This window comes from Streptomyces sp. CMB-StM0423, from assembly GCF_002847285.1.
Classification (GTDB): Bacteria; Actinomycetota; Actinomycetes; order Streptomycetales; family Streptomycetaceae; genus Streptomyces.
Genome location: NZ_CP025407.1, coordinates 2,786,434 through 2,799,052 on the forward strand (window position 1 = coordinate 2,786,434; position 12,619 = coordinate 2,799,052).

Consider the following 12,619-nt stretch of genomic DNA (forward strand, 5'->3'; position numbering starts at 1 on the left):
CTCGGCACCTGTCTCACTTCTCTCCTTGTCGCCGGCCTCACCGGCGGCGGATGGTGGTGTAGTCGACGTAGACGGAGGCGGCGGGGGCGACGCCGCGGACCTTGTCGCCGAGGAGCCGGGGCAGCCGGTCCTGGTAGAGGAAGACCCAGGGGGCGTCGGCGGCGATCTCGTCTGCGGCCTGCCGGTAGAGCCCCATGCGGCTCGCGGTGTCCGGCTCGCCCCTGGCCCGGTCGAAGAGCGCGTCGACGTCGTCGTTCGCGTACCAGCCCCGGTTGACGCCCGCGGGCGGGTGCGCCTGGCCGCTGAACATCCGCTCCAGGAAGTCCGCGGCGTCGGCGCCCGTGGTCCAGCCGTTGAACGAGCCGTGGGTGCGGTCGTCGTAGCCGTTGCCCTCCTCGGCCACCAGCGACGCGAACTCCATGTACCGCACCTTCAGCGACACCCCGACCGCCTTCAGGTCCTGCTCCAGCAGCGCCATGATCTCGGTCGCCTGGGAGAAGCCGGGGCCGCTGTCGGGGGCGAGGAGCGTGAGGCGCACGGGCGTCTCGACGCCGCTCTCGCGGATGAGCTGCCGGGCGCGCTCCGGGTCGTACGTGTACGGGGAACTGCCCGCCCCGTCCGTCTCCGCGGCCGCCTCGTCGTACGCCTCGTTGCCGCGCGGCAGCGGTCCTGTGGAGGGCGCGACCTGGCCCTGGGTGAGGGTCGCGATGGCCTCGCGGTCGACGGCGTAGTTGAGCGCCTGCCGGAACTCCGGGTCGTCGGTGGGGGCGATGCGGGCGTTGAGCCGCAGGAAGTACTGGTTCGCCGCGTCCGGGTACTGCACGCGCATCGCGTCGTCGTGGGTGAGCTGGTGCACCTGCTGGGCCCCGGCGCTCAGGATGGCGTCGACCTCGCCGGTCTCGGCGGCGATGGCGAGCGTGGTGGGGTCGGTGACGGACTCGACGACGATGGTCGGCGTGCGCGGCTTGCCGCCCCAGTAGCCGGTGTTGCGCTCCAGGGTGATGCGCCGGCCGTGGTCGGCGGCGCGCTGCGTGAACGGCCCGGTGCCGACCGGGTGCAGGCCGATGTCGTCGGGCTTGCCCGCGGTCAGCGACTTGGGGCTGACGATCGACATGCGCCGGTCGGTGAGCAGCCGCGGGAGTCCCGCGTAGGGCTCGGAGAGGCGCAGGGTCAGCTCGTACGGCCCGGTGACCTCGACGCGCTCGATCCAGCGGGTCAGGAACGTCATGTTCCCGGCGGCGGTGGCGTCGTGGACCGGGGAGTCCTCGTCCATGATCCGGTCGAAGTTGAGCTTGACGGCGTCGGCGTCGAGGCGGGCGCCGTCGGCGAAGGTGACGCCTTTGCGCAGTTCCAGGGTGTAACCGCGGGCGTCGGGGGCGGACTTCCAGGACTCGGCGAGCCCGGGGCGCAGCGCGGGGGCGCGGTCCGTACGGGCGCTCAGGTCCTCGCGGATGAGGGGGTCGTAGAGGGCGTCGACGATGCGCAGGCCGACGGTGCCGGACATGCGATGCGGGTCGAGGGGCGGGATCTCGCCCTCGGCGCCGATGACCAGGGTGCCGGAGTCGCGGCCGAAGGACGGGTTGGCGCTGCACCCGGCGAGCAGGAGGGCGGCGGCGAGGGCGCAGCCGGCGGCGGCGCGGAGGCCCCTGCGGGGTGCGCGGCGCGGGCGGGGCGGACGGGGACGATGCGTGAACCTCATGCCGGTCGCCTTTGCTCGTCGTCGGTCGGGTCGTGGGCCGGGTCGTGGGCCGGGGCGCGCAGGTCGCTGAGGACGGCGCGGGCCGCGTTGCGGCCGGGGGTGCCGGTGACGTAGCCGCCGGGCCAGACGCCGGCGCCGGAGAGGTAGAAGCCGCGCAGCGGGGTGCGGTAGCCGGCGACGGCGGGGTGCGGGCGGGCGCCGAAGAGGCCGGCGGGGAGCATGTCGCCGTGGGTGATGTTGCTCTCCACCAGGCCGAGTTCGCGCTCGATCTCGACGGGGCCGAGGAAGCGGTGGCCGGTGATCCGGTCGCCGAGGCCCGGCATCAGCTCCTCCAGCACCGCGACGCAGCGCCGCCCGAACGCCTCGGTGCGCGCCCCGTCCCAGCCGCCTGCCTCCGGCGCGTACGGCGCGTGCCAGGCGTTGACGCTGATCAGATGGGTGTCCCCGGGGGTGAGACCCGGCGAGGTGAGGGTGGGGATCAGGCCCCACATCAGCGGGCGTTCCGAGGTCCGCCCGGCGAGGGCGGCGGTGACGGACTCCTCGATGTGACCGAGCGAGTCGCCGAAGCGGAACTGGCAGGCGCGCGCGGACTCCGGGTCCGCGTCCCCGGGCAGACCGGCGTACGCGGGCAGCGAGTCGACCTCCAGCACCAGCTTGAACGCCGAGCCGCGCATCCGCTGCCCCGCCACGTCCGCGCGGACGTCCGGGCCGAGCGCGCCGTCGTCGAGGAGGTCGCGGAAGAGGTGGACGGGGTTGACCGCGGCGACGACGCGGCCGGCGGCGAACTCCTCGCCGGCCGCGGTGACCACGCCGCGGACTCCCCGCTCGTCGTGGAGGATGCGGGAGACGGGCGTACCGGTGTGGAACTCGACGCCGTGCGCGCGGCAGTCCGCTTCGAGGGCGTCGACGATGGCGCTCATCGAGCCGACCGGCAGTCCTGTGGAGCCGCGCAGCGCGACGCGCTCGGCGTCGCCGGGGCCGCGGAGCCCCGCCGCCGACGCCCGGGCGAAGGGGCGCATCATCAGCCCGATCGCCGTGCCCGGCGCCGACGGCGGGACGAGCTGGGCGTTGAGCGCCAGCATCCCGAGCAGTCCCCCGACCTGCTCGGAGTGCAGCCGCTCTGCCAGCAGTCCGCGGAGGCTGCCGTCGAAGACGGCGGTGAAGAGCTTGAGGTCGTCCGGGTCCGCCAGCCGGCCGCGCAATTCGTCCAGGGGCGGCGGCGGTTCGTCCAGCGAGACGCCGAGGGCGGCGCCGAGGCGGTCGAGTCCCGCGATCAGCTCGCGGTAGCGGCCGGACTCGCCGGCGGCGAGGGCGTCGAGCTGCCGGTCGACGCGGGCCTGGTCGCGCCAGCCGACGAAGCTGCGGTCGGCGAAGCGGTGCACGACGGTGGGATCGGCCCGTACGAACCGCAGACCGTGGTCCGCGAGGCGCAGTTCGCGGACCACCGCGGGGTTGAGCGAGCCGGGCGAGTTGGTGAACGACAGGGTGCGTCCCGGCAGGAACTCGTACGGGCCGCACGGGCCGCCGAGGCGGTCGCGCGCCTCGACCACCGCGACGCGCAGCCCCGCCCGGCCCAGATAGGCCGCGGCCACCAGGCCGTTGTGGCCGCCGCCCACGACGACCGCGTCAAAGCGCCTCATTGCGCACACCACGTCCCTCCGCCGTCCTGTCGTCCTGCTGGTTGTCGTCTTGCTGGTTGTCGTCTTGCTGGTTGCTCCGTGGCCGGTTCAGCCCTGCGGGCCCGGCCGGAAGCCCTCGTCGAAGACCCGGACCCAGTTACCGCCCGAGATCAGCTCGATCTCCCCCTCGCCGAACCCGCGCCGGCGCAGCTCCGCGAGCACGTCGGCGTAGCCGCTGCCCGCGGCGAACCACTCGGGGAAGTCGACCTGGCCGGAGATCGGCACCATCGGCTTGCGGCTCCACCGCCCCTGGCGCCACCAGTGCAGTTCCTCGTCGCCCTGGCCCGCGTAGTAGTCGGAGGCGAGGCCGACGTGCTCGACCCCGATCAGCTCCGCGGTGTACGCGACCATGTCGCAGAAGTCGGCGACGGTGCACGCCTGCCCGTTCGGCGCCAGCCGCGGGTACATGCTCAGCCCGACGACGCCGCCCTGCTGCGCCGACTCCTTCAGCACGGTGTCGGACTTGTTGCGGAAGGCGAGTTCGACGTCCTCGCCGACGAACGCGCGCGGGTTGGCGTGCGTGATCATGACGGGCCGCTCGGAGGTCTCGATCGCCTCCAGCGAGGTCCGCTCGTTGCAGTGCGAGATGTCGACGAGCATCCCGACCCGGTTCATCTCCCGGATGAGGTTCACGCCGTACGTGCGCGAGAGCCCCGCGTTGTCCGCCTCCCAGCAGCCGGCCCCGGCGGAGTTCTGGGTGTTGTACGTGAGCTGGGCGATCCGCACGCCGGCCTGGTGGAACGCGCCGACGAGGTCGAGGTCGTCCTCGAACGGGCTGCTGTTCTGGAAGCCGAGCACGACCGCCGTGCGGCCGTCGCGGTCCGCGGCGCGGATGTCGTCGGCGGTGCGGCCCTCGCGCAGCAGGTCGGCGTGCTCGGCGAGATGCCGCTGCCAGCGGCCGACCTCCCGCATGGTCTCGGTGGAGTCCTCCCAGATCGCCACGGTGACGTGCACGGCGGTGAGCCCGGCGGCGCGCCACTCCTCGAAGCGTTCGCGGGCGGGCTTGTTGAACTGCAGTGCGTCTACGAGCACGGTCCTGTTCCTCTGCGGTGCGGTGGGGTGTGGTTCGACGGGCCGACAGGCCGGCGGGGTGCGCTCAGCCGGGGAGGCCCGGGATGCCGCCGAGCCGGCCGAGGACCGGCATCCCGTCCCGTAGCCCCAGGTGGCGCAGGGCCCGCCAGAGGGACGCCTGATTGCTCGTCACGACGGGCAGCCCGGTGTCGAGTTCGAGGTACGGCAGCACCTCGAAGGTCCGGAAGGTGCCGCAGGAGATGAGGAGCGCGTCCGCGTCGGGCGCCGCCTTGTGCAGCCGGCGGCCGAGCCGGTAGGCGCTGTCGGCGTCGTGCACGCTGGCGTCGTACGGGTCGGTGAGCTGGAGGCCCTCCATCGCCGTCACCTCGAAGCCGAGGGCGGTGAGGTAGGTGCGCAGGGACTCGTTGACCTCGTCGGTGTAGATGGTGCCGACGGCGACCTTGGTCGCGCCGAGGGCGCGGAGGGCGTCGTTGGTCGCCTGCTGCATCGTGATCGCCGGTACGCCGGTGGCGGCGGTGATCTCGCCGGTGACCTTCTCGTCGGTGCCCGGGCCCGGGATGAAGGTGCCGGGGGCGCCGCACTGCACGATCAGGTCCACCTTGGCGGTGGCCAACTGCCGCGACGCCTCGACGACCTGGCTCATCATCTCCCGCAGTCCGGCGGCGTCGACGCGCGGGACGATGGTCCGGGCGTCGGCGAACGCCACGCCCGTAGGGGCTACTTCACGCCACTCCTCCGCTCCTTCGATCGCCGTCGCGGGGCGTATCTGCCCGATTCGTGCACGCCAGCCGAGCAACATCAGGGGCTCACCTCAACTTCTGGGACACTGTACCAAGAGCGATTGGGACACCGTACCTTCAGCTTTTGGGCAGGTCAATGGGGTGGAGGCAGAAGGATGCGGGCACGAAAAAGGCCGGTCAGACGCCTACTGGCGCCGGACCGGCCGGAAATCGCGGTGGGGACGGGGGTGCTGGGACGGGGCGGCCGAGCGCGGGGTTGCCGGGAGCGTGCGCTACGCGGGCTGGCGCCAGCGGAGGGCGATCTCCGCCGCCGCCTTCTGCAGCGCCGGCACCAGCTCCGCCATGCGTTCGTCGGTGAGCCGGGCCTCGGGCCCGTAGATGCTGAGGGCGGCGACGAGGCTGCCCTGCGTGCCGATGGGCACGGCCACCCCGCAGCCGCCGGCGATCCACTCGCTGCGGCTCAGCGCGTAACCGTTCTGCCGGACCTCGGCGACCTGTCCCAGAATCCGGTCCGCGGCCGTCTCGTCAGGACCGTCGGCCACGTGCCCGGCCACCAGCCGGCGGAGTTCGTCCGCGGGCAGCAGGGACATCAGGACCCGGCCGGTGGCGCCGGAGAACAGCGAGTAGGGCCGGCCCACGCCGGTGATGAGCCGCAGCGGCTGCGAACTCTCGGCCTCGTGCACGGTGACGCGGCGGCCGTCGACGATGGTGGAGATGCAGGCGGTCTCGCCGGTCACCGCGGCGATCCGGGCGGTGGTGCCGGTGGCGGCGCTGACCAGGTCGCTGTTGTCCGCGTGCTTCCAGGCGAGGGTGAGCGCGGCGGGCCCGACGACGTACTTGCGGGTGGCCTCGTCCGCGACGGCCAGGCCGACCCGCTCCAGGGAGGCGAGGATGCGCTGCGTGGAGCTCTTGCTGATCGCGAGGTCGCGGCTCAGCTCGCGCACGCCACGAGGGTGGTCGGCTTCCGCGATGGCCTTGAGCACCATGAGCGCGTGATCCACGATCTGCACGGTCCCGGACCCCTGGGCGCCCCGCCCCGCACCGGCGGCGGCAGCCGCGCCGCCCTGCCCGGCGGGGGCCGCCGGCTCCGACGCCTCTCCGGTCGCCATCGAGCCCGGTCCTCTCCCTCGCGGGCGCTCTCTGCACCGCCAGGAAGTATCACACAGGGCCCCATGAGCAGTCACTTCACGACCCCGGCGACCCGCTGGCACACTCCGGGCCGCCGACCCGGACCGAGTGGAGTCAGCTCACCAACAGGGCCTCCAGAAAGCGACTGGGTTGGCCGCTCCGCGAGAGAGTGAGCGCGTCCCAGGCACCGGCATCAGCCGGAGGCTGGTTTCGGCGGCAGCCTACGGCCCTCTCGCGCCCCGTCCAACGTGCCTGACCGATGTCCTCTGGTCTGGCCATGCCATCACGCTGTGCTACCGGATTCCTCCGGCCAACCTATAAACCGCGGACGCTCCAAGGGGGCGCGGGAAGTCGTGCCGCAGCCTCCGCTAGTGATTCCCAAACCCCCGGGCGAGGCCAGGATCGCACTTCTCTTCAACGCGTGACCGTGGCTAGCGTGGCATGGGCAGCGCTGCGGCTGTGGAGGGGCACCGGCAAGGGGAGAGGCACGTGGGAAATCGGCCTACGGATTGGCATGTGCTGGACCTGGACGAGGATCCCACACCCGGGGATCCGGAGCGGGTGAAGCAACTGGCCCGTGAACTGCATGACTTCGCCGGTGACGTGGCGGACGCGCTGCGGCAGATCAAGGGCATGGCCGGTGAGGACGCGCTCCTTCGCTGGGCGGGCAAGACGGCGAAGGCGTTCCAGGACGAGTTCGAGGAAGTCCCCAAGAACCTCAAGAAGCTTCAGCGCTCCTACGACCTCGCCGGTGATGCCCTCGCCGCGTACTGGCCGAAGCTGGAGCGGGCTCAGTCCCTGGCCGACAGGGCGTTAGCCAGAGGCCGCGAGGCGCGTAACGAGCTGTCGTCCGCGACCGGCCGGCTGGACTCGGCCAACTCCTGGGTCGAGCGCGCCACGGCGAAAACCGAGGAGTACGACGAAAAGGAGGGCAAGGAGAAGCCCGACGAGTCCGAGGTACGCGCCGCCACCCGCAACGCCACCGACGCCAGGTCCGCCCGGGCCTCCGCGCAGACGGCCGTCGACAACGCCGAGTCCGGTCTCGAAGCCGCGAAGAAGATGGCGGCCGACGCGAAGAAGATGCGTGAGGATGCCGCGTCCGAGGCGAAGGACAAGCTGGAGGACGCCTCCGACGCCGGTATTCAGAACCGGAAGTGGTGGGAGAAGGCGGTCGACTGGGTCAAGGACAACTGGGACACCATCGTCACCGTCTGCAAGGTCATCGTCGCGGTCCTCGGCATCGTCGTCCTGATCATCGGCGGGCCGCTCGCGTGGGTCGTCCTCGCGGCGGCTCTCGTGGTGCTGGCAGACACCCTGATCAAGTACCTGAACGGCGAAGCCTCCTTGTGGGACGTAGCGTTCGCCGCCCTCGACTGCATCCCCGGCATGAAGGGCCTCACCACCCTCGGCGGCCTGGCCAAGGGCCTCAAGGGCGGGCTCAATGCGATGAAGAGTCTGAAAGGCATGAGGGCCGCCGTGCTCGGGCTGGCCAAGCGGGGCCGCACCATGCTTGACGACGCCGCCCAAGGCGCGCACAACCGCCTCAAGAATGTCGTCTCCAAGCTCACCGACCCCGTCGACCTGGCTACCGGCGCGATGTATCTGCCCCAAACCGATGTCAGGCTCCCCGGCCTGCTCCCGCTGGTCTTCACTCGACGCATTTCCTCCGCATACCGGGCCGGAGGATGGTTCGGCCCCACCTGGGCCTCGACCATCGATCAACACCTGGAAGTCGATGAGCGGGGCGTGGTCTTCGCGACCTGTGACGGCCGCCTGCTCGCCTACGCCCATCCCTCCGACACCGAGCCGACCACGCCGGAGAATGGCCCGTGCTGGCCTCTGGCAAGTCTCGATACCGGCGGTTACAGCGTCACCGACCCCGTCACCGGTCATAGCCGTCGATTCGCCTCCCCCGACGCCGACGGCGTATGCAGGATCGAGCAGATCGTCGACCTTAACGGTCACAGCGTCGACTTCACCTATGAGGCCGACGGGTCACCCACGGGTCTGGTCCATTCGGGCGGCTACCACCTCAAGCTCACCACCGACGACGACCGCGTCAGCGCTCTCCACCTCGCCGGGGCCGCCGAGGACGGATCGGATATCGAGATCAAGCGCTTCGGATATGACGAGGACGGCAACCTCACCGACGACATCAACTCCTCCGGGCTCCCCCTGCGCTACACCTACGACGAGCGCCTGCGCATCACCTCCTGGACCGACCGCAACGATCGCTCCTACCGCTACACCTACGACGAACACGACCGCTGTATCGCCGAAGGCGGCGAGGCGGGGCATCTCGCCATCACCCTGGAGTACGACGCAGCCCACCCCGCCTGGCCCGATCACCGCGTCACCGTACTGACCACCACCGAGGGCCATAAGACCCACTTCGTCATCAATGACAACTGCCAGATCGTCGCCGAGATCGATCCGCTGGGTCACACCACACGGAGTGAATACGACGCTCGGCATCGCCCTCTGTCCAGCACCGATGCGCTGGGCCACACAACCAGGTACACCACCAACCCCCACGGACAGCCCGTCGAAGTGGTCTACCCCGACGGCTCGACGGTTCGCCGCGAGTACAACACCCGCCAGCGGCTCGCCGCAGTACACCTGCCCGACGGAACGAGTTGGTCCTGGGAATACGATGACCGCGGAAATCTGATCAGGGAGACCGATGCCACAGGGGCGACAACCCAGGTGTCAGTCGACGACGCCGGCCGGCAGACTGCGATCATCGATCCGCTCGGCAACAGCACTACCGTTCTGTGCAACCCTGCCGGCCTCCCGGCCGAAATCATCGATCCTCTCGGTGGCACAAGCCGTTACGAGCGAGACTCCCTCGGCCGCCCCGTTGCCCACACGGACGCGCTCGGAGCCACCACACGACTGGAGTGGACACCAGAAGGACATCTGGCCACCCGTACCGGCCCGGACGGGGCCGTGGAGAAGTGGCGCTACGACGGAGAGGGCAACTGCACCAGTCACATCGACGCCGCAGGCCGACAGACCACGTACGAGTACACCCATTTCGACCTGCTCACGGCGCGGAAGGATCCGGATGGTTCACGCCACACATTCGACTATGACGCGGGTCTGCACCTGGTCCGGGTGACAAACCCCCAGGGCAACACCTGGAACTACCGATACGACGCATCCGGCCGCCTGGTCGGGGAGTCGGATTACGACGACCGCACCACCGGCTACACCCTTGACGCCGCCGGCCGGCTCGCCCTCCGTACCAACCCTCTCGGCCAGACCATCACCTATTCCCGGGATCCGCTCGGACGAATAGTCGCCAAGGACGCCGAAGGGCAGGTCACCCACTACCGTTACGATCCCGTCGGCCGCCTGAAGACTGCGACAGGACCGGACGCAACCCTGACCTACGAACTCGACGAGATCGGCCGCGTCCTTTCCGAGAGAGTCAACGGCCACACCACTACCTATGTCCGGGACGCTGCCGGGAATCTGGTAACCCGCACCACTCCGACCGGCACCTCGACTCGGTACCACTACGACGCAGCGGGCAATCGCACCCAGGTGACCACCGACGGGCACACCCTGGCCTTCGAGCACGACCTGGCCGGACGCGAGATCACCCGCCGTTCCGGCAGCATCACCCTCACCACAGGCTGGGACTCCGCCGGACGCCTCGCCCACCAGTCCCTCGCGGCGGGCCCCGGAGCCACCCTCATCCAGCAGCGCAGCTACACCTACCGTCCGGATGGGCACCTCAGCGCCTTGGACGACCACTTGGCCGGTGAGCAAAACTTCGGGCTCGACCCTGCCGGCCGGGTGACAGCCGTCGGAGCGGCCGACTGGAACGAGTCCTACGCATACGACGCTCTCGGCAACCAGACCCACGCCGCATGGCCACCCCACCACGCAGCCGGCGACGCGACCGGAGAACGCTCCTACGAAGGCACCACCCTGATCCGTGCTGGTCGCTTTCGCTACCAGCACGACGCTGCGGGGCGCCTCGTCCTGCGCCAGAAGATCAACCTGTCCAAGAAGCCCGATTCCTGGCACTTCACCTACGACGCCGAAGACCATCTCACCGAATCGACAACCCCGGACGCCGCCGTCTGGCGCTACCGCTACGACCCCCTCGGCCGGCGCTGCGCAAAGCAGCGCCTCGCCGCCGACGGAACCACCGTCGTCGAAGAGTCCCTATTCACCTACGACGGCGCGACTCTCATCGAACAGAGCACGACGAGCGGCCCGCGGCCCGACACCGTCACCCAGACCTGGAACCACGATGGACTGGCCCCCGTCTCCCAGCACGAACGCCTCACCGACACCGCCGCCCAAGAAGAGATCGACAGTCGCTTCTTCGCAATCGTCACCGACCTCGTCGGCACACCGCGCGAACTCATCGATCCCAGCAACGGGGAAATAGCCTGGCGCACCCGCACCACTCTGTGGGGAACCGCCGCACATCTCAGGGTTACCGCCGACACACCGCTTCGATTCCCCGGCCAGTACGCCGATCCCGAAACCGGTCTCTATTACAACATCAATCGGTACTACGACCCGTCAACGGCCCGCTACACCACCCCCGATCCCCTGGGCCTGAGCCCGGCTCCCAACCCCCTCACCTATGTCACCAACCCCCATACCTGGGTCGATCCGCTGGGCCTGGCTCCGCAGGGTGATGTCGAGTGGGTGGACCCGGAGGACATCAACTTCTCGCAGCGAACCGTGACGGAAAACGACTACGCCGACCGCATGAGGGCAGGAGACTGGGACTGGTCACGACCCGACGCTCCACTCGACGTCATGGATGTCGATGGCCAACTTGTCTCGTACGATAACCGCAGGCTCGATGCGGCACGCGAGATCGGCCAACCCGTGCCGGTGAGACGCGTGGATCCGAATGCGCCGCACCCGGCCTCGACAACCGGAAGAACATGGGGCCAGCAGTTTCAGCGGAGAATGAATTCGGGACGAAACCGGAACGCGTTGGGCGAACCGGTCCCGCGGCAGGGGCTGAGTGAGCGGCCCCGGCATCTACCACCAGGAGGGTGCGGCAGGTGAGCGTCATTGAGGATTTGTGGAGAGAATTCAGACTGCCGATCCGCAATGCGCTGCACTTCCGGGACGGGAGGTCATACGACGTGGTCATCGACCCGGACAGCCCGAGTGGGCTGCGAGTACGGGACAGCTTCGACCTCGCCGACTACGTCGCGTCCCGTCCTGATTGGACTTCAGAGGTTGACGGACTGGCCTCGGTGGAGAGGGAAGACGGGGACTTGCTCTGGGCCGGCGACGGGTCCTACGGCTCCGAAGGCTTCGTGGCCCGCCTGCAAAGTGACCGTACAGTGGTGTGGGCGATCTTCTTCACCGACTCCAATCCCTTTACAGAGATTCGGACATCGGGACCGCACGCGACGTTCCTGTCGACTTCCGGGGTCAAGATCACCCTGGATGTCGACGACCCGAGAGTCTGATACGGAGCGGCCGGCGGCGCTGGGACAGCCACATCGGGCGGGCCGGCTCCGAGGTCGTCCGCCACGGTGACGCCCGGGCGGCCCGCCGGGGAGGTCTCGCGGCCGGCGCGCCGGGTGGCGTGTCGCCCGGAGGGGCGGGCGAACGGGCGGGTCGGCGGGCGGGGTTGCTGCGTCAGCGCGGTGGCGGGGGCTCGGTGAGGGCGGTGACCTCCGCCGCGTACAGCTTCGCGGGGTCGAAGCCCATGTCCCTGAAGTGGCCCGCCAGTTCCAGCGACAGCACCCCGTGCAGCCGGGTCCAGGCGGTCAGTGCGCGGTGCAGGACGGCGGGCGGCGCCGGGTGGCCGCGGGCCCAGTCGCGGTGGGTCGCCAGGTGGCCGGCGAAGGGTGCCTCCGCGGGCTCGTACGGCAGCGCGGCACAGGCGTCGAGCACCGTGCCCATGATCTCGGCGGAGATCGCGGTGATGTCGTCGGGGGCGCGGTAGCCGGGGATGGGCGTGCCGTAGATGAGCAGGTAGCGCTGCGGGTCGGCCAGCGCCCACGTGCGCAGGGAGGCCGCCAGGGCGCGGACGTCAGGAGCGCCGGCGGGCACGTCGGCCGCGGTGGCGCGCATCGTGTCGGCGAGGCTCTGGTACGCGTCCCTGATCAGCTCGGTGATCAGCTCGTCGCGGTTGGCGAAGTAGCGGTAGAGCGCGGGGCCGCTCATCCCCATCTGCTTGGCGATCGCGTTGAGGGAGAGCGCGGAGGCGCCCGCCGTGCCGATCTGCTCCCACGCGTGCTCCTTGATCTCCGCGCGCACCTGGGCGCGGTAGCGCTCGCGGGGGGTCGTCGAGTCCGTCTTCGCGGCCATGGCCTGCCCTCACCCCTTACAACCTCAAGGTCTTG

General features: G+C 70.3%; 8 protein-coding genes. 2 read left to right on the forward strand and 6 right to left on the reverse strand.

Annotated features, from left to right (window positions below):
* Positions 1-37: 37 nt before the first annotated feature.
* From CXR04_RS11790 to CXR04_RS11810, 5 genes are all read right to left on the reverse strand, one after another.
* Positions 38-1,699: an ABC transporter substrate-binding protein gene (locus CXR04_RS11790; RefSeq protein WP_101421798.1), complete on the reverse strand. Its 1,662-nt coding sequence runs from the start codon at positions 1,697-1,699 to the stop codon at positions 38-40.
* Positions 1,696-3,339: a phytoene desaturase family protein gene (locus CXR04_RS11795; protein WP_101421799.1), complete on the reverse strand. Its 1,644-nt coding sequence runs from the start codon at positions 3,337-3,339 to the stop codon at positions 1,696-1,698. Before CXR04_RS11795 ends, CXR04_RS11790 begins: the two co-directional genes overlap by 4 nt.
* Positions 3,340-3,426: 87 nt before the next feature.
* Entirely contained in the window at positions 3,427-4,410 is a 984-nt protein-coding gene (locus tag CXR04_RS11800; protein ID WP_101421800.1) for a membrane dipeptidase, read from the reverse strand.
* A gap of 64 nt (positions 4,411-4,474) precedes the next feature.
* Positions 4,475-5,209, reverse strand: a complete 735-nt coding sequence (locus tag CXR04_RS11805; protein WP_101421801.1) for a maleate cis-trans isomerase family protein — start codon at positions 5,207-5,209, stop codon at positions 4,475-4,477.
* 213 nt (positions 5,210-5,422) lie between these two features.
* Positions 5,423-6,259 carry an IclR family transcriptional regulator gene (locus tag CXR04_RS11810; protein ID WP_101421802.1) on the reverse strand — a complete coding sequence of 279 codons (837 nt, stop codon included), beginning with the start codon at positions 6,257-6,259 and terminating at the stop codon, positions 5,423-5,425.
* Between the two features lie 508 nt (positions 6,260-6,767).
* Between CXR04_RS11810 and CXR04_RS11815 the strand changes: the two genes are divergently transcribed.
* Complete coding sequence (locus tag CXR04_RS11815; protein WP_101421803.1) at positions 6,768-11,324, forward strand: DUF6531 domain-containing protein; 4,557 nt, start codon at positions 6,768-6,770, stop codon at positions 11,322-11,324.
* A complete protein-coding gene (locus CXR04_RS11820; RefSeq protein ID WP_101426322.1) occupies positions 11,321-11,737 on the forward strand; it encodes a hypothetical protein in 417 nt (138 codons plus the stop codon). Before CXR04_RS11815 ends, CXR04_RS11820 begins: the two co-directional genes overlap by 4 nt.
* A 172-nt stretch (positions 11,738-11,909) precedes the next feature.
* Here the strand turns inward: CXR04_RS11820 and CXR04_RS11825 are convergent, their stop codons facing one another.
* Entirely contained in the window at positions 11,910-12,584 is a 675-nt protein-coding gene (locus CXR04_RS11825) for a TetR/AcrR family transcriptional regulator (protein WP_101421804.1), read from the reverse strand.
* Positions 12,585-12,619: the final 35 nt, after the last annotated feature.

Coding starts and splice junctions, on each gene's coding strand:
- CXR04_RS11805 (WP_101421801.1), bottom strand. CDS start 5,209: ATGTTGCTCGGCTGGCGTGCACGAATCGGGCAGATACGCCCCGCGACG.
- CXR04_RS11810 (WP_101421802.1), bottom strand. CDS start 6,259: ATGGCGACCGGAGAGGCGTCGGAGCCGGCGGCCCCCGCCGGGCAGGGC.
- CXR04_RS11825 (WP_101421804.1), bottom strand. CDS start 12,584: ATGGCCGCGAAGACGGACTCGACGACCCCCCGCGAGCGCTACCGCGCC.
- CXR04_RS11795 (WP_101421799.1), bottom strand. CDS start 3,339: ATGAGGCGCTTTGACGCGGTCGTCGTGGGCGGCGGCCACAACGGCCTG.
- CXR04_RS11790 (WP_101421798.1), bottom strand. CDS start 1,699: ATGAGGTTCACGCATCGTCCCCGTCCGCCCCGCCCGCGCCGCGCACCC.